The organism is Achromobacter seleniivolatilans (assembly GCF_030864005.1).
Classification (GTDB): domain Bacteria; phylum Pseudomonadota; class Gammaproteobacteria; order Burkholderiales; family Burkholderiaceae_B; genus Achromobacter; species Achromobacter seleniivolatilans.
On sequence record NZ_CP132976.1, the window covers coordinates 5,955,853 to 5,973,417 of the forward strand.

A 17,565-nucleotide genomic window follows, 5' to 3' on the forward strand; every position below is an offset into this window, starting at 1 on the left:
TCTTGAAAATTCGTCGTCGCGTGGAGGGGTTCACCCTGCTCGAAATGTTGGCGGTCATTGTTCTGCTAGGCGTCGTGGCAACCATCGTGGTTCGTCAGGTCGGTAGCAGCCTAGACAAAGGAAAAGTGGGAGCTGGGAAGGCGCAGTTGGCCAGCTTGAGTATGAAAATCGAGAATTACGCGATGGATGTGGGCACACCTCCGGCGGATCTTGCAGACCTGTTGTTTAAGCCTGACAGCGCGCCACGGTGGCAGGGGCCCTATGCCAAGCAGAGTGAATTGCGAGATCCTTTCGGGCATGCGTTTGTCTATCTGAGTCCCGGCAAGCACGGTAGCTTTGACCTGGTGTTCCTCGGCCGCGACGGAAAGCCGGGCGGTGAAGGCAATGATGCGGACGTCGGGAATTGGCAGTAACACCGCGCCAGAATGGCTTCACCCTTCTGGAAATGTTGGCTGTGCTCGCGCTTCTGGCTGTGGCCTGCACGCTCCTAGCTGCGGCGGCGTCACGCGGACTGGCCGGCGCGCGTGAACGTCAAGTTCCTGGAGACCTGCTGCAGGAACTCCAGGTGGCGCGACTGCAAGCGTACCGAGACCAGACGAGGATCGCGGTGAACTTTGATGTCGAGAGCCTGTGTTTTTGGCGCGAGGGGCATCCCCGCCGTTGCCTACCTGCGAATTCCCAGTGGCGTCTACAGGTGGCCGCTTCGACAGACGGTTCTCCAGCGGCCGTGCATTTTTACCCGGATGGCAGCTCAACTGGCGGCAATATCCAGCTGCATGTCGGGCGGCAGGAGAGCAGGATCAACATCAGTTGGCTTACGGGTTTGGCCACCCTGCAATCGGTGCGCCCATGAGCCTTTGCAGGCGCCGAGAGACGGGCTTCACCTTGATTGAGTTGCTAGCTGCGACCGTTCTGCTAGCGCTCGGCCTAACGGTTATGTTGGGCAGCATGGGCGACGCTGTCCGCGGACGTGGGCATAGTGAAGTGAGAAGTCACATGGCTCAGATCGCTCGCACCTTGATGGCGGAGCAGTGGCTGCAAGGCGTTCAGCTTGGCCGGCAGGAGGGCGTATATGACGGGGTGCAATGGAGTATGGAGAGCAGTCTGCACGATCAGCGGCAGGGCATTGGCCTCTACCATTTGACCTTGACACTGCGCCAGGGAAACCGCGAGGAGCGGTTCACCAGTCTACGTCTGCGGCGCTCGGCTCAAGTGGAAACACGATGAAGCGCACACGGGGATTCTCTCTTTTGGAGATGCTCGCGGCATTGAGCCTTATCGCTGTCCTGATGCTGCTAGCAGTTTCCAGTTTCAGTGGTAGCAGCAAGCTGGTGGAGCCACTCGCCCGAAACGCGGCGCGAACGGAACAGGTGTTGGCCGCCCAGCGGTTCTTGCGCCAGTCGCTGGCCGGAATGATGGAGTCATCGCAGTTCCTCGGTGAGCCGAGAACTCTTGAATATGTCGCTGCGGCGCCGTTGGTATTAGGCGGCGCGTTGCGACTACATCGTTTGGAATTTGTCTCGGACATGGCCGGAGGCTGGTTGCTGCGCGTTGCCTTCTTCGATCCCGAAAGGAAGACCTGGGGTGATGACCAGATACTCGTCGACCATTTGCGTGACGTGCGTCTTGCATATCGTGGTTTTGATGACATGCAACGAGACACGGGCTGGTTAGAACATTGGCCCTGGACTCCGCGGCTACCGAAGGTTGTACAAGTCAAGGCGGAAGCGGTTGGCAGTACGCGATGGTCGACGCTGAGTGTGGTGCTGAGGACGACGCAACAATTGAGAATTGGACAATGAAAACTTCGGAATGGTCATTGTCGGGCTGGCGCCAAGTGTGCGATCGGTTATTTGCGTATGGGCGAAAGTCCATGATGGGCCAGTTTCTCGCGTGGTGGTGGCGCGAGCTGGTTGGATCCATGCCAGCGTCTCTCAAACGCAAATTTCTTGAGGGTCAAGAACGGCGGGTGGTGCGTTGGCCCCTATCGGATGACGTGGAGGGGACTTCGGGGCGGCCGGTGCTCTTGCTCCTCGAGCCCGCGCAGGTACTCGCCTGCGACCTTTGTCTTCCTTATTTGCCACGAAACTCGTTGGGCAAGGTGATGGCTTATGAAATTGACAAGTATTCGCCATTTGTCGTCGAGCAAGCTTATTTCGCTGTACGTGTAAAGGAGCGTTTGAAGCCGGATCTGATTCGCGTAGAGCTGTTTGTGATTGGACGGAGTCAGCTTGACAGCATCATTGAGCTGATTCAGGCGAAGGGTGTGGCGGTTGCTGGTGTTGACGTGCAAAGGGCTGACGGTCGGCCGCAAGGCATTGATCTTCTGCCCATAAGTCCGCGAATGCGGCGGGACAGATGCGTGAAGCGGATGCGAATCGGCCTGATCGCGAGCATTTTCGCTCTTGCGCTGGCGTGCCTTAGTGCCTGGGTGGAGCGGGGCGAGCGTGCACTTGAAATTCGTCGTACGCAGCTGGCGGAGCTGCGCGTGGTTGCCAAAAAAGTCGAAGGCATGCGCCAGAAGCTGCGAGCACGCGATGAGATGGAGCGAGCCTTGAGCCTGCGCGAGTCCCAGCGGATCACCAGCGTGGCCTTTTTAGACATGATGACGCGTTGCATACCAGAACTGACCTGGTTAGATGCGATGCGGATAGATCCCGATGGCGGCGTCCGCATTTCTGGGAGTAGTGACCGAGCGAGCGACTTGCCCGCGCAGTTGAGTACTTGCGCCAGTTTGCGTCAGGCTAGTCTTGAGGGCGAGATTCAACTGGAGCCTCAGACTCAACGCGAGCGCTTTACGCTTCGGGCTCAATTGCCTGAAGGTATGCAATGAAAGCCTTGAAACTAAGCCGGAATGCGTGCCGGGCTTTTGCTGTTGCCTTGGCATGTCTTGTGTTGGTGCTGGGGTATTGGATGACCGTTCATGCCTGGTTCGTCGCGCCGTTGATGCGCCAGAGCGAAGAGATAGCGTTGTTGGAGATGTCCCACCAGCGCTTCAGCCGTCTTGCCGCGCAGGTGGAGGCGGTCAGCGCTCGTCTTGCCGCAATCAGCGAGATGCCGATGGCGGAGGGTAGCCTGTTGACCAGCTTCGATCCTGAGATTGCCAAGGGTCAATTGATGCAACTTGTGCTTGAGCGCTCGGCACATCACTCTCAGAGCGGTTTGTCATGCACTGTGCAAAATCGCGTCCCAGCGCCAGTGGCGATACAGGGAAATCTTAGCCGGATCTCGCTTGACGTTGAAATTGAGTGTGGTCCACGAGCGTTGGCGGAGACCTTGCATCGGCTAGAGACCGAGTCACCGACTCTGCGTGTGGATGGCTTGAGCATTCAAAGGTTGGGCGCTGCGGTGGCAAACGGATCTGAGTTTCAGCGCTGGGGAGGCAGCTTTCGAGTTGTGGGATATCAGGCTCGCGACGCTGGGCGGCAGCATGACTGATTACCGGCGTCTCTTCGTAGGCGGCTTACCGTTCTTGGTGTTGGTGCTGGGAATGGGGGGGCTGTGGCTCCATCTTCTGGTTAGCGAGGAAGACGTGCGATGGCCTGAGGCGGATTCTCCGGGCGTCGAAGGTCAGTGGGTGCAACCGCCTGCGGCTGTACGTACGTTCGCCGATTTGCAGACCTATTCGGCCATATGGGAACGCCCGCTGTTTTCGGAGCAGCGAAAGCCTGATTTTCAAAGTGCCGCTCCAACCGATGTTCCTCCGCCTGGGGTGGACGACCTAACGCTAACGGGCGTGATCCTGGCACCACCGATGAGGCGGGCATGGCTGAAGCAAAGGGGCGGGCAGATTCTATCTCTCAAGGAAGGTGATCTGCTGCCCAACGGTTGGTCGCTGATCCGAATTGAAGATCGGAAGATTGAGATCTCGTACGGCGCCCACCGCCATATTTTGACCATCAGCAGCCTGAGGCTGCCGACGTCGAGCCAGTAATTTTTTTAAGTGCCTTTTCTCAAGGATCTTGATTTCGTGGCCATTCGTTTTTTGTTGACTTGCCTTGGCGCGATAGCGCTGCAAGGTTGCTCCAACTTTGCCCACCAGCCCCGGCTGGCGACTGACCTGATACACGAGGGGCTTGCTGGCACGGGCAGTGATCGGTTTCAGCAGAACCAGCCACTACTGATTGAGCCTGCGGCGACCACCGCAGGGAAGTCCTCTTCCGGACCCGCGCGACAGCAGATTTTGCGCGGTACTGGCCAGTTCGTTGCCGAGGTGCCTGCACGGAGGACTTCGATTCGTACGACGGAAGAGGGGACTATCACTTTTAACTTCGTGAATCAGCCGATCGCGGCTGTGATCAATACCGTGCTGGGCGACGTGCTACAGGCTGATTACAGTATTGCGCAAGGTGTGAGAGGCGAGGTCTCGTTCTCGACGGCCAAGCCAGTGGACAGAGGGCAAGCTCTGTCGATCCTGCAGACGATGTTGTCATGGACGAACAACGCTCTTGTTTTGCAGGACGGTCGTTATCTTGCCGTCCCTGCCAGTCAGGCGATTGCGGGGCAGATGACGCCGCAGTCACGCATTCCGGCACCGGAGAGCGGCTTGAGCGCGCGCATGTTCGCGCTGGAATACGTTTCTGCCACGGAAATGCGCAAGCTGCTCAAGCCATTCGCCCGAGAGAGCGCTTTTCTGCTGGTTGACCCGTCACGCAACGTACTGGTGCTCAGCGGTACGCCGGATGAACTCGCCAACTATCAGGACACTATAGCCACGTTCGATCTCAATTGGTTGAAGGGTATGTCTATTGGTGTTTTTGGCTTGCAGCGGGCTAACGTCGGGGAGCTGATGCCTGAACTCAACCAAATGTTTGGACCTCGGGGAGCGACACCCGTGGCCGGCATGCTCCGGTTCATGCCGATCGAACGAACCAACGCCATTGTTGCAATCTCCTCCCAACCTGAATACCTGACAGAGGTCGGTCGCTGGATCGATACCATCGACCAGGGTGGTGGGCACGAGCCCCAGATGTATGTGTACGACGTGAGGAATATGAAGGCCAGCGATTTGGCACGGTATCTAAGGCAAATCTATGGCAATGAAGGACACGGCGAAGGCGACCCAGGAAAAGTGGCGCCGGGTTTGCGGACGCTTAGTTTGTCGGGTCGCGGAGTCGGGGTTGCGACTGGTGGCGTACCTATGTCCAGTCCGCAAGAGATTACGGCAAAACCGAGGCAACATTTGGATGGTGACGAAAGCCAGGCTGCGGAAGAGGATGGCCAGTCGTACGGCGCTGGCCACAGAGCGAACGGAAACTTCGACAGTCAGGTCCGTATCACCGCGCAGCGCGGCAGCAATCAGTTATTAGTCCGAAGCAGGCCAACTCAATGGCAAGAGATCCACGCTGCCATTCGCCGGCTCGATACACCGCCGTTGCAGGTTCAAATTGAGACGCGCATTCTTGAAGTCAGCCTCGAGGATGGCTTGGATCTAGGTGTGCAGTGGTACCTTGGCCGCCTGGCCGGCAATTCTTCCACCGAAGGTATCCAGAACGTTCCCGGCAGCCAAGCCGCTATGGGAGGCGGTGGTGCTGCTCGCCGGGCGTCCGATTCACTGTTCTATTCCTTCGTCAGCAGTAATTTGCAGGTGGCCCTGCATGCTCTTGAAAGCAGCGGCAATACGCGGGTACTCTCGGCGCCCTCGTTGGTGGTGTTGAACAATCAGCAAGCGCAGATTCAAGTGGGCGACAACATCCCCATCAATCAGACCAGCATCAATCTGGACAACACATCGGTCACCACTAGCAGCGTGCAATACGTGCAGACCGGCGTGATCCTAGACGTAGTGCCGCGTATCAACCCAGGTGGGCTTGTGTACTTGGATATCCAGCAGCAGGTGAGTGACGCCAGCAATGCGGTCGATAGCAATGGCAACCCTAGCATTTCCACCCGGTCCGTTTCCACTCAAGTGGCTGTGCAGAGTGGGCAAACTGTACTGCTGGGGGGACTCATCAAGCAGAATGAGTCTGACTCTCGCTCCGGCGTGCCGTGGCTTGGCCGTATCCCGGGATTTGGTTGGCTTTTTAGCAACTCGCAGCGCAGCAAAGCGCGGACTGAGTTGATTGTGTTGATCACGCCCAAGGTGGTTAGTGATGCAAGCACGGCTAGGCAAGTCACCGATGAGTACCGGCAGCAACTTCAACTGATTCGGCCAGCAGAGTGAGTGCTTCGGGGCCAAGGGGGCAGCGAGATCGGTTTTTGTGGGGGGCAGTGGAACAGGCGCCACCGTTTCGTGATGCTCCTTGAGTGAGAAATCTTGCTGCCTTAGACAAGTTGTTAGTCAATCTGTTGGTTTGCACTGAAAACTGACCCAGCCCTAATTTGATTGGGTCTGGGTTGCCACAGGTTTGGCTGTTTTACGCTGGGCTGTTTACTGCTGCTTTTGAATCGGTAGCTGTCGTTGCCGGTCTCGACGATGTGGCAGTTGTGGGTGAGTCGATCGAGCAAGGCAGTCGTCATTTTTGCGTCCCCAAATATGTTTGCCCATTCATCGAAGCTGAGATTGGTGGTGATGATGAGGCTTGTGTGCTCGTAGAGCTTGCGGTTAGCGTTTCGAAGCGATTTGCCGGTGGCCGGTCTTGTCAAATTTTGCCGGCGTGAAAAGTTCATTGGCGACAATCGCGCGCGGTTGCCAGATCTTCGTTGAGCAAGTGGCGTGGACTTGCGGGCATGAGTCTCTGGGGGTGATGCTAGAGTAAAGGCCGTTCTGCGAATTACTAATACCGAATGTTTGGTATTGATGACGTAAATCCCAAGTTGGATGAATTTCGACATCCGCCCCGAGCGAGGGCTGGGGCTGCTGCGGCCGCGGGACGCAGCTCCCGGCGGGCACGAGCGGGAGCGTAGCTTCAACCGTTCGAAGCCTCTTGGTTACCGCTTTTTCAAGTTAAGTGAACCATTCCGGTGAAACTCTCAACTTGAGGGAACCAAACGCACCAAGTCCCATGAATAAAAAATTTCTAAGTCATTGATTCTTATAGGATGGAATTTTCAACTTCAATGAACTTCGACAGGTGCCTGCTGTCGAAAGTCATCCAACTTGGGATTTGCGTCATCGAGTTTGGGAGTCGAGAATTCTCGATATACAAGCACTGGCGCGGCCTGCAGCCAGGTTTTCCTTGTGAAGGTCCAATTTCGCGTGTCGATTGCCGGGTGAGCCGCCCTTCTCTCCGGGACACGGCCGGCGCCAGGTGCTGGCTACCCGAGGTGCCTGGCCGGGCAAGCCGCGCTGGCTCGGTGTGGGCAGGCGTCTTCTTGTTCGCATTGCACGTCGACCTGAGAAAATGCCTGGCCCGATGCTGCCGAGCTGGTGACGCTGCAACCACAGCATGACGGCCTGGCCGCCGGCCAGCGGGCAGCGCACGCGGCGCTGCTCAATGCCGCCAGCGTGGCGCCTGGTCGACAAGGCCGGGGCGTATAAACGACGGCTTTACACGGGCAACATCCTCATCAAGGAGTTGCCTAATGTACAACCCGTTCTCAACCCTCGCTCGTCTGCAAGCCTTGGCGTCCTGCCTTCTGGCGCTCGCTACCATTGATGACGCCCCTGCCACATCCCGGCATGGTTGCCCACAGGCCACCGTTGGCTGCGTCGGCCACCGCGACTAGCAGCCAATCTGGAGCGTCGCTTGAGCGCCGCCCGCGCCGACAGGTAGTGCCGGTCGGCCGGACCCGTTCTGATTTTGCCTCTGCAGGTCCGATTTGTATCTGCGTCGAGCGGGTGGTCCCAACGCGTGTCATGGGGCACCGTCTGATGCTGCGCACCCCCGATATCTAGTGCCGAGCATCCCCATTAGTCTGACGGCGCTGTCGCTGAACCTGCTGGCTGATGTACTGAATGACGCATTCAACCCCTGGCTATTGTGCTGACGCCGCGCCGGTCCGGCGTAGTCTTGCTAAAGAGCCTGATGTAGACAAATTTGTCTAGAACAGTTATTCTAGATCGATCTGTTGCCGACTTCCATTTTTCATGACCACCAATAACTCCGCCGCCGCCAAGCCGACCAGCGCCGAACTCGATGTGTTGCAGGCGCTCTGGGAGACCGGCCCCGCCACCGTCAAGCAGGTCCACGCCGCCATGGCGCCCGCACGCGACAGTCTCACCTACGCCAACGTGCTGCGGCTGATGCAGATCATGCACGGCAAGGGCCTGCTGACGCGCGATGAAAGCGAGCGCTCGCACGTCTATGCCGCCGCCCAGAGCCAGAAGGCGACGCAGGGCGGGCTGGTCAAGCACCTGATTGGCAAGGCCTTTGCCGGTTCCGGCAAGGCGCTGGTGCTGGCCGCTCTGCGCGAAGGCCACGTCAGCAAGAAGGATCGCGACGAAATCGAAGCCCTGCTGCGCGACGACAAACTGTGACCGACTTCCTGCTCTCCACTGCCTGGACCCTCGGCGGCAGCCTGCCGGTGGTGGCCTGGAAAATCCTGTGCCTCCATGCCGCCACGCTGGCGGTGCTGTCGCTGACGCGCCCCGACGATGCCCGGCTGCGCTACACACTGCTGGGCGCGGCGTTGTTTGCCGGCGTGGCCATCGCCGTGACCGACGTGGCGCTCGCCTGGCGCGGCCTGCCCGCCGCGGCCGCGTCGCCGCCGGGAACGTCCGCCACGGCCTGGCCGCTGTGGCTGGCGCTGGCCTGGTTGGCCGGCAGCGCGATCGCGGCGCTGCGGGTGCTGCTGGGACTGGGCTGGCTACGCGGCGTGCTGCGCGCCAGCCAACCCTGGAACGATCCCGCCTGGCAGGCGCGCGTGGCGGACATGGCCCGCCGCCTGCGGCTGTCGCGCACGGTCGGCCTGCGCGTGGTGCGCAACCTGTCCTCGCCGGTCACCGCTGGTTGGCTCAAGCCGGTGATCCTGGTGCCGGCCTCGCTCGTCACCGGCATGCCGGCGGATCTGCTGGCGGCGCTGCTGGCGCATGAACTGGCCCACGTGCGGCGCCACGATTACCTGGTCAACCTGCTGCAGCACGCCGCCGAGGTACTGCTGTTCTTCCACCCGTCCATCTGGTGGCTGTCGCGCCACTTGCGGATCGAGCGCGAACGCATCGCCGACCAGATGGCCGCGGCCCTGATCGGCAGCCCCATGCCGCTGGCGCGCGCCCTGCACTCCCTGGAGCGCGCCGCCGCCGATGCGCCGGCGTCGGTGGCGCCCGCTGCGCGAGACGGCGACCTGCTCGACCGCATCCGCCGCTTGGTGCGTCCCGACACGCTCGACGCCCGCCGCGTGGTGGCCCTGCCCGTGCTGGCGATGTCTTGCGCGTTGGCCGGCTTCGGCGCCTGGACGACGCTTATGGCCGGGCCGGCGCAGCCGCTGTCCGTGCAGGAAGCGCAACGCCTGATGGCGCGGTTGCCCGGGGTCAAGGCCATGATCGAGGCCAGCGGCGCCTCCCATGTGCTGGTGCTGGATACCCGTTCGGGCGCCACGCTGCTCGGCCGCGCCGAGAACGACGCCGTGCCGATCGCGTCGCTGACCAAGCTGATGACCGCCATGGTGGTGCTGGATGCGGCTCCGGATCTATCGCGCCCCGTCCGCATCGACGAGCGCGACGCGCGCGCCACCGCCTCCGGCGCCGCGTCGCAGCTGCCGGTAGGCGCGAGCGTGACGCTGGACACGCTGCTCAAGCTGGCGCTGATGGCGTCGGACAACCGCGCCGCCCACGCTCTGGCTCGCACCTATCCGGGCGGCGAGCCGGCTTTTGTCCAGGCCGTGCAGCGCAAGACCGCCGCGCTGCATCTGAAGCACACTACGTTGGAAGAGCCAACCGGGCTGTCTACCGCCAATCGCGCCAGTGCCGCCGACATCGGCCGGATCGTCAGCGCGGCCGCGGCCTATCCGCAGATCGCACGCGACACTACCGCGCTCGTCGAGACAGTCGACACGGCCGGCAACCGGCTCCGGTATCACAACACCAATCCGCTGGTCGGCGCGCAGGGCTGGGACATCCGCCTGTCCAAGACCGGCACCTCGACCGAAGCGGGGCGCTGCCTGGCCATGCGCATCCATATCGACGACCGCGATCTGACGCTGGTCCTGCTCAACGGCCACCCCGACCGCGGCTGAGCGTTCTTCCCTGTTTTTTCCACTACGGTTCATCGATCATGACCTTTCGACTCTCTTCGTGCGCCCTCGGCGCAGCCCTTTCCCTGTCCGCGCTGGCCGGCACCCCTGCCCAGGCGGCCGTCCTGTGCACCGTGGTGGCTGACGCCGCCGACGGCCGCATCGTGTTTCAGCAGGGTACGCAACAGGCCTGCGCCGCGCGCTACACGCCGGCCTCGACCTTCAAGCTGCCCATCGCCCTGATGGGCGCGGACGCCGGCGTCCTGAAAGGTCCGCACGAGCCGGTCTGGAACTACCAGTCCGGTTATCCCGACTGGGGCGGCGATGCCTGGCGCCAGCCCACGGATCCGGCGCGCTGGATCAAGTATTCGGTGGTCTGGTACTCGCAGCTGACCGCCAAGGCGCTGGGGCAGGAACGCTTCCAGCGCTATACCTCCGTGTTCCACTACGGCAACGAGGACGTCTCAGGCGAACCCGGTAAGCACAATGGCACCGACGGCGCGTGGATCATCTCGTCGCTACGCATCTCGCCGCTGGAACAACTGACCTTCCTGCGCAAGGTGGTCAACCGGCAATTGCCGATCAAGACCGCGGCCTACGACCTGGCCGAGAACCTGTTCGAGGTCGGCGAAGCCGGTGGCTGGAGCCTGTATGGCAAAACCGGCACCGGTTCGCCCGGCAGCAACGGCGTCTACACGCCGGCCAACGCCTACGGCTGGTTCGTCGGCTGGGCGCGCAAGGACGACCGCCAACTGGTGTTCGTCCGCCTGGTGCAGGACGAGCGGGCCACCAAGCCCAACGCCGGCCTGCGCGCCCGCGACGATCTGATGCGCGACTGGCCCGCCATGGCAGACGCGCCCCGCAAGTGAGCCGGCGTCGGCCATGAATGCCGCGACGCGCGATGACGGCATCAACATGCTGCGTGGACTGTCGATCCTGCTGGTGTTGCTGCATCACTTCAATATCGCCTATCCGCTGCGCGATACGGCGCTCGCCGGCTTTGCGGGCTGACCACTGCTGCACGCCATCGCGCGCAACGGCAACTATGGCGTGACGATCTTCTTCGTCTTCTCGAGGTTTCTGATCACCCGCAACGCGCTCGGGCGCTGGGGCCGCCTCGACGCCATCCGGCCGGCATCGTTCTGGCTGCTGCGTCTGGCGCGGATCGTGCCCACGCTGGCACTGGCACTGGCACTGGCGGCCGTAGGCGCGCTGGCGCTGGCCGGCTTGCCGCTGTTCGGCAACCGCGCGGGCACCGCGGTGCCGCTCTGGAGCACCAACGCCGCCGCGCTGCACCAGATTGGCCGCCCGCACCTGTTGTGCGGCCGCACGCCCCGCGACCAGCTGACGTTGCTGGATGGCGAGCGCCGCGTCGTCGTTCTGGGGCCCGTGCAGACAGATCCGGACCAAATCGATCGCAAGACGGATCTCGTTTTTCTCGCGGTCAAGGCGACGCAGACCGAGACTGCAGCAGGATGGCTCGCGGCGTTGTGCCGCCCAGATACCGTCGTGTGCGTGCTACAGAATGGCGTCGAGCAGTTGGAAAGGGTCGCGCTGCACGCTCCGCGTGCGAGGATCGTCCCGGCTGTCGTGTGGTTCCCCGCGCAGGCTCAAGCCGACGGCTCGGTACGATTGCGGGGCGATGCGCGTCTGAGCCTGCCGGACACGCCGGCATCCCGCGTAGTGGCGGACGGGCTTCTGGGTACTCAGTGCAGTGTAGATATCACCGCCGATTCTCTGTCCGTGGCTTGGCGCAAGCTGTTGCAGAATGCGGTGGCTGGCCTCATGGCGCTCACACATCGCCGTGCAGGCATGTTTGTCCGGCACGACATCGCCAAGCTCTCGTTGGCATATTTGCGAGAATGCCTGGCCGTGGCACGTGCCGAGGGAGCCAATCTGGACGACGACGTGCCGCAAGAAATTCTCGCCAGGTTTCAAGCGTCTTCGTCTGACTTGAGCACGTCCATCCTGACAGACCGCGAAGCCGGTCGGCCGCTCGAATGGGATATTCGGAACGGCGTCGTATCGCGTCGCGCTCGGGTTCACGGCATACCGACGCCGATCAGCGACGTCGTCGTGCCCCTGCTGGCCGCCGCGAGCGACGGGCCGGGCTGATTCGCGGTCTATACGACGAGACTCCGCATTGCTTATCTCCGCATCTCGGCTGGGCGGAACGTCGTTGGGATGCGCTTTATTCATTAGGCGACGAAATTTGGCCCTCAATGTGGTTGCCGGTGGCCATAGGGGCTCCAGTTCAGAATTTCCAATCGCGTTTTCAAGATTTCTACGACAGCTTTTGGCCGATGGCAGTCGTTCGTCAACCGCGTCTAGCTCACTACCGTTGTATGGCAGGCCAGGCCGACTGGCATGGGAAACCTCGCGATGTAATGGACCCAATCAGCACCCAAGTTCAATGAACTTTGACAGTTCATTCAACTGAAGATTTTGATCCCCAAAGTTGGCAAGCAACAGGTGTTTGGATCGCGCTAGAGAGCAGGTTCTGGCGCAGCCTCACCCGTGCCGGGTCAAAACCCGCCTCTCCAGCGAATTTCAACGCAGGAACTCAGCGCAGGTGCAGAGTGCGTCGGAAAAGGCGCGGCTTCGATATCAAGCGTTTGGCCAACGGCCAGGAGGCCAAAGTGACGGCGGGGTAGCGCTCTGCCCATGGCCCCCACTTGAGCGTAGGGTTCGCGATGTGATCGCACTGAGACCGCAAATCGCCGTATTCCTACTTTCTTGCCGAGATGATGTGTGCCTGAATCTTGCCGGTGACGTGACCCGCACCAAAGCGTTTTTCGATCGCGGCAGCAGCAAGGTCCGTTGCCTCGCCCAGAATTGAGGCGTTGCGTTCCTCGAGTTCGTGGCGCAATGGTGTTCCCTGGCAATAGGCGATCGCGACAAATCGCGGCGACTCGCCTCGGCTTTGCATAGCGATGGTGTCGAATGCTATGGCGTTCGCGAATCCGGCCTGCGCGAGCGCGTTGCCTATCACTGCCTGGTCGTAGTAGCCATGCGGCAGCCTGACCATGAACCGGGGCGGGTCATCCGGGAACAGGCTCGCCATTGCGTGGGTGATGCAATCAGCGAATTCGTTTTCTTCTATTCGATCCCAGACGTTGAACAAGAACGTCCCGCCTGGCCGTAGTACCCGGCGCGTCTCGGCGAAGGCTGCTGCCTTGTCCGGAAAGAACATGGCGCCGAATTGGCACACCACTGCATCGAAGGCGCCATCGGGAAAGGGAAGGTGCATCGCGTCGGCCTGCTGCCATGTCACTGCGCGGCTCGTGCCAAGGCTCATCGCATGATTGAGCATTTCCTGACTGATATCGGTCGATACGATTGATACCGCAGCGGGCAACTCGGCCGCCAGATGGCGCGTGACCACTCCAGTCCCTGCAGCGATTTCCAGGACAGTCAACGGGGTAATAGAAGCTACCCGGCGAGTCATAACTCTCGCGTACGGGTCAAAGATCATCGGAACCAAATACTGCTCATACAACTGGGGAATGGCTCCGGCGAAGGCGCGATCGCTACTGGACGTGTTCATGATGATCGACTCCACAATACGTCGATGACGCCGTCTGACGGGGCGCAGATGGCCCAGTTGCCGGCTTACGCGGCGAGATCATGCGGCTCGTCTCGAAGCATGCTTTCGAAAAGAGCATGCCAAGCTGTGCGCGAGGACGCCTTCCAAAGATAGTACGCCTGAAGGCGTGCGGCGACGAGACGAAGTGCCGAGGCTCTGGCCGTCACCAAGTGCAGCAGTTCTGCCCCCGGCGTGATTGCCGCCCGGCTTGCAGCCTTTATTAGTTCACTAGTGCCGATTCAGTATTTTCCGCTGCAATACGGTTAGAGACGCTGGCTAGTTCGATCCGATTTCGCCCAGCCGCTTTACCTCTATAGAGAGCGGAATCGGCGTGTCGAAGAGCATCCTCCAGGCCATGCGCACCGCAGAAATGGGGTGAAACCCCGATGGTGACCGTGCAGCGCAGCAGGTGGCCAGAGCCGGAATCTCTAATCGCGTGGCTTTCAACGCTGGCGCGCAGGCGCTCTGCCAGGAGCATGACACCCTCACGGTCTGTTTCCAAGCAAATGGCGACAAACTCTTCTCCACCGATACGGCCTGTCAAATCGCCACGTCGCACTGTGGCGCGAAGCAGATCTGCAATTTGACGGATGACTTCATCCCCGGCTTGGTGGCCATAGGTATCGTTGATGCGTTTGAAATGGTCTACATCCATCAGCAGCAAGTAAGCAGGCGCCGCGTTTCGAGCATTGAAATACAGTTGCAGCGCCTCCATAAGCCCTCTGCGATTGAGCAGGTCTGTCATGGGATCACGCGCCGCCATATTGCGCAGATTATCTGTCAGCCGGCGCAGTACCAGCCAGACAATGGAGGGCGGCAATATGGTGGCCAAGCTGGACATGTAGATGTAGAAGATCATTTGAAAGCGGCTATCCATGTGCAGCGCATCCAAACCTCCATCTACAATTTTCAAGAACTTCAGCGCGTTGAGAACGCAGATGCCAGCGATCAGAAGCGCAAAAAATATCATCTCGCCATGCAAGTCCTTTGCAAACGTGCGTACCCCATAGATCACGGTAACTATCATTGCAAAGAAGAGCATGGTCGCCACTGCCGCGAGCATTGCGTAACGTGCGGTAGATCCCGCGTTCCACTGAACCAATAGTTGCGCAGTGACGTAGATTGCGGAAAACACAATCAACGAACGCCACAATCGAACCTGACGTCCAAAAAAACGCATGGCGCCGAGCCAGTAGGCGATCGGGGCAGCGAGCGTGAGAGTGTGGTTGACTACGCTCATCGTGCTCCAGGTCTGCCCCCCTTCGACCAGTTGCAGGATATAGGCCGACGCCAGCAAGAGGTTGCCTACGGCAAAATAATCCATGCCCATTCTGTTGCCAGGCAGGCGTCGGCTGATAAGTAAAAACATGCCTGAAAAGCACAGCAGGTGTGCACACAGCATGGCGACGAGAGTGGTGGCAACCATAATATGGACATTGAGAGGGGTACGGAATTTCTGAGCTGCCGCCAACGGAAGAGAGTCAGCGAGGCATCAATTGGGGAAACTCGCGCCAGGTCAATTGCAAGCTCTGAATTGGTCGAGATCAACTCAACCTCAAAGCGGCACGCGCACAGTGAGATGGCCCTTGATAAGTTTTCATGGGGCGCATTCTCACGTGGCGCTATCTGCAAGGGACTGCTCCGGGCCACTCAGCGCCCAGCACTATGGCAGGCGCCAGCGAATCGAACTATACCTTCGTTCGCTCCGAGACCTCCAGTGCATCATCGACCTCAGCGCCACGGTCCCGCACCGTGCGTTCTAATAATTTATCGACGGGAAGGCGCTGAACGGCACGGGGTTTTTTCGCCGGCCGGCAGATCAATGCGGCTACCGAAGTTCATTCAACTTGAACGGTAATAAATGGGCGGGCGCGCAATCGGAGCGGTCGCGGATCTGGCGCCGGCTCGCCGCTGCCGCTGCGCTACCTTAGAAACTTTCCCAATCATCGTCCGCCGGCTTGCCGCGCGTCGCGGATTGGGGCGTCAAAGGCGTGGCCGGCAGGCGCGGGCGGCGCGGGGTGCGGGCGTCGGTAGCGCTGGCCGCGCGGGCGGCGGCGGTGCGGGGCGTGGTCGGGCGCGGCGTGGCAGTGGCGGGGCGCGCGGCAGGTGCGGGCGGCGGCGTCGCCGGTGCGTTGGCAGTGTTGTCAGCGTCAGCTTGTGCCGATGCCCTGACCGCGGGTTTGGCGTCGGCCTGCGCAGGCGCGGGAACGGCCCGCGTCATCGTGCGTGCTGGCACGCTTGTGGCTTCGTGGCCGAGCTGAAAAACGCTCACCAGCTTCACCAGCGTGGCGGCCTGTTCGTTCAGGCTGGTGGCCGCAGCGGCGGACTCTTCCACGAGCGCGGCGTTCTGCTGGGTGGTCAGGTCGAGCTGGTTAATGGCGTCACTGACCTGCGAGATGCCTTGGCCTTGCTCCCGCGCTGCGGCGCCGATCTCGGCGATCAGGTCGGCCACGCGGCGCACCTGGGACACGATGTCGTTCATCGTGGAACCGGCCTCCGTCACGAGTTGCGAGCCGGTTTCGACCTTGCCCACGCTTTCGCCGATCAGCAGCTTGATTTCCTTGGCGGCGCTTGCGCTGCGTTGCGCCAGAGCGCGCACTTCGCTCGCCACGACCGCGAAGCCGCGGCCCTGTTCGCCCGCACGGGCGGCTTCGACGGCGGCGTTCAGCGCCAGGATGTTGGTCTGGAAGGCGATCGAATCGATCACCGCGATAATGTCAACGATCTTGCGTGAGCTGGCCGAGATCTGGTCCATGGTGTTGACCACGTTGCCCACAACTTCGCCGCCGCGCGCGGCCGCCTGGCTCGCCGAGCCCGCCAGTTGCGAGGCCGTCTGCACCGAGTCCAGGTTCTGCTTGATGGTGGCGTTCATCTGCTCCATCGAGGCCGCGGTCTCCTCGACGTTGGCCGCCTGCTCTTCGGTGCGCTGGCTCAGGTCGGCATTACCTGTGGCGATCTGCGTGGAACCCGTGGCGATGGAGTCGCTGGTCTGGCGCACCTGGCTCACCAACTGAGCCAGATTGGCGCGCATGGTGTTCATGTTGGCCAGCACGCTGCTGTCGTCGCCGTCGCGCAGTTCCACGTGCACGGCGAGGTTGCCTTTTGCGACTTCCTGCGCGATGGCCGCGGCGTAGGCGGGCTCGCCGCCGAGCTTGCGCATCACGGCGCGCACGAGCGACAGGCCAAGGATGATGCCGAAGACTGCGCACAGCGCAATGAGGAGCGAGATGATCCAGAACGTGCGCTCGACGGCGGCGGCGGAGTATTCAGTATCGAGGCGGGCGAGTTCTTCCTGGCGCTTCGCCGCTTCCATGAGAATATTGCGCGCCTCCACGTGCAACTGCGCGGAGTCCTTGTGCAGCACGGCCATTGCGCTCGGGTCGGCGCGGTCCGCCAGCGTCTTCACGTCATTGATGGCCGCCTTGTAGCGGGTCCATGTGTCCGACAGTTTGCGGCCGAGGTCGCGCAACCCGGTGTCCTGCTCTTGAAGCAGCCGGTCGCGTGCCTGCAGCACGGACTTCTCGGATTCCTCATTCAGCCGCAGCTCATTCTGCCGCGCCTGCGGATCGGTATTCCAGACGTAAACGTACATACGGCGGAAGTGTGTCGCGCCCTGGCGCGCGGCATCGACCACCACGCGCAGCGGCACCACCGTTTCGGTGTACATCGCGCGCTGCTTCTGGCTGACGCTCCACAACTGCTGCACGGCGATGATGCCAACGGCGAGCAGCGTCACAATGAAAAACAGCACGAGAGCGATCAGGCTGCTTCGAAGGGAAAGGTTTTTGAGTTTGGACATGATGGCGCACGCGGGTGAAGGCGGGATGCCTTCAGACTGCGGTCACTACAACATGGAATGATGCGGTGCAATATGGGAAAAAACGGGGTGAAAAGGGCGGTTCAGGTCGCCTGACGCCAGGGTAGTC

16 protein-coding genes and 1 pseudogene are annotated in these 17,565 nt (G+C 61.1%); 13 read left to right on the forward strand and 4 right to left on the reverse strand.

Annotated features, from left to right (window positions below):
• Window positions 1–2: 2 nt before the first annotated feature.
• From gspG to gspD, 8 genes are read left to right on the forward strand one after another with little or no spacing between them, the layout of a single operon-like run.
• A complete protein-coding gene (gene gspG / locus RAS12_RS26935) occupies window positions 3–413 on the forward strand; it encodes a type II secretion system major pseudopilin GspG (RefSeq protein WP_306943212.1) in 411 nt (136 codons plus the stop codon).
• On the forward strand, window positions 404–853 hold the full coding sequence (locus RAS12_RS26940) for a GspH/FimT family pseudopilin (RefSeq protein ID WP_306943213.1): 450 nt from the start codon (window positions 404–406) through the stop codon (window positions 851–853). The genes gspG and RAS12_RS26940 overlap by 10 nt, the downstream gene beginning before the upstream one ends.
• The gene (locus RAS12_RS31165) at window positions 850–1,227 is read left to right on the forward strand and encodes a prepilin-type N-terminal cleavage/methylation domain-containing protein (protein WP_503366820.1); all 378 of its coding nucleotides are present in this window, start codon (window positions 850–852) and stop codon (window positions 1,225–1,227) included. Before RAS12_RS26940 ends, RAS12_RS31165 begins: the two co-directional genes overlap by 4 nt.
• The gene (locus RAS12_RS26950) at window positions 1,224–1,802 is read left to right on the forward strand and encodes a prepilin-type N-terminal cleavage/methylation domain-containing protein (protein ID WP_306943217.1); all 579 of its coding nucleotides are present in this window, start codon (window positions 1,224–1,226) and stop codon (window positions 1,800–1,802) included. Before RAS12_RS31165 ends, RAS12_RS26950 begins: the two co-directional genes overlap by 4 nt.
• Window positions 1,799–2,833: a PilN domain-containing protein gene (locus RAS12_RS26955; protein ID WP_306943218.1), complete on the forward strand. Its 1,035-nt coding sequence runs from the start codon at window positions 1,799–1,801 to the stop codon at window positions 2,831–2,833. The genes RAS12_RS26950 and RAS12_RS26955 overlap by 4 nt, the downstream gene beginning before the upstream one ends.
• Window positions 2,830–3,438, forward strand: coding sequence for a type II secretion system protein GspM (gene gspM / locus RAS12_RS26960; RefSeq protein WP_306943220.1), 609 nt, complete (start codon window positions 2,830–2,832; stop codon window positions 3,436–3,438). The genes RAS12_RS26955 and gspM overlap by 4 nt, the downstream gene beginning before the upstream one ends.
• Complete coding sequence (locus tag RAS12_RS26965) at window positions 3,431–3,934, forward strand: hypothetical protein (RefSeq protein ID WP_306943222.1); 504 nt, start codon at window positions 3,431–3,433, stop codon at window positions 3,932–3,934. The genes gspM and RAS12_RS26965 overlap by 8 nt, the downstream gene beginning before the upstream one ends.
• Window positions 3,935–3,943: 9 nt before the next feature.
• Entirely contained in the window at window positions 3,944–6,163 is a 2,220-nt protein-coding gene (gene gspD, locus RAS12_RS26970) for a type II secretion system secretin GspD (protein ID WP_306943224.1), read from the forward strand.
• Window positions 6,164–6,276: 113 nt separating this feature from the next.
• On the opposite strand, the pseudogene RAS12_RS26975 reads toward gspD, so the two are convergent.
• Window positions 6,277–6,540, reverse strand: a pseudogene (locus tag RAS12_RS26975) (ATP-binding protein); the annotation flags it as partial.
• Between the two features lie 1,429 nt (window positions 6,541–7,969).
• On the opposite strand from RAS12_RS26975, the gene RAS12_RS26980 reads away from it, so the two are divergent.
• From RAS12_RS26980 to RAS12_RS27000, 5 genes are all read left to right on the forward strand, one after another.
• On the forward strand, window positions 7,970–8,359 hold the full coding sequence (locus RAS12_RS26980; protein ID WP_306943226.1) for a BlaI/MecI/CopY family transcriptional regulator: 390 nt from the start codon (window positions 7,970–7,972) through the stop codon (window positions 8,357–8,359).
• The gene (locus RAS12_RS26985; protein WP_306943228.1) at window positions 8,356–10,056 is read left to right on the forward strand and encodes a M56 family metallopeptidase; all 1,701 of its coding nucleotides are present in this window, start codon (window positions 8,356–8,358) and stop codon (window positions 10,054–10,056) included. The genes RAS12_RS26980 and RAS12_RS26985 overlap by 4 nt, the downstream gene beginning before the upstream one ends.
• A 38-nt stretch (window positions 10,057–10,094) precedes the next feature.
• Window positions 10,095–10,922, forward strand: a complete 828-nt coding sequence (gene blaOXA, locus RAS12_RS26990) for a class D beta-lactamase (protein ID WP_306943230.1) — start codon at window positions 10,095–10,097, stop codon at window positions 10,920–10,922.
• Between the two features lie 13 nt (window positions 10,923–10,935).
• On the forward strand, window positions 10,936–11,064 hold the full coding sequence (locus RAS12_RS26995; RefSeq protein ID WP_306943231.1) for a hypothetical protein: 129 nt from the start codon (window positions 10,936–10,938) through the stop codon (window positions 11,062–11,064).
• A gap of 207 nt (window positions 11,065–11,271) precedes the next feature.
• Entirely contained in the window at window positions 11,272–12,168 is an 897-nt protein-coding gene (locus RAS12_RS27000; RefSeq protein WP_371321319.1) for an oxidoreductase, read from the forward strand.
• A 613-nt stretch (window positions 12,169–12,781) separates the two neighbouring features.
• On the opposite strand, the gene RAS12_RS27005 is transcribed toward RAS12_RS27000, so the two are convergent.
• The 3 genes from RAS12_RS27005 to RAS12_RS27015 all read right to left on the reverse strand — a co-directional run bounded on the left by RAS12_RS27005 (window position 12,782) and on the right by RAS12_RS27015 (window position 17,438).
• On the reverse strand, window positions 12,782–13,600 hold the full coding sequence (locus RAS12_RS27005) for a class I SAM-dependent methyltransferase (RefSeq protein WP_306943233.1): 819 nt from the start codon (window positions 13,598–13,600) through the stop codon (window positions 12,782–12,784).
• Between the two features lie 259 nt (window positions 13,601–13,859).
• A complete protein-coding gene (locus tag RAS12_RS27010; RefSeq protein ID WP_306943235.1) occupies window positions 13,860–15,065 on the reverse strand; it encodes a GGDEF domain-containing protein in 1,206 nt (401 codons plus the stop codon).
• Window positions 15,066–15,566: 501 nt separating this feature from the next.
• Window positions 15,567–17,438: a methyl-accepting chemotaxis protein gene (locus tag RAS12_RS27015; RefSeq protein WP_306943237.1), complete on the reverse strand. Its 1,872-nt coding sequence runs from the start codon at window positions 17,436–17,438 to the stop codon at window positions 15,567–15,569.
• Window positions 17,439–17,565 lie beyond the last annotated feature (127 nt).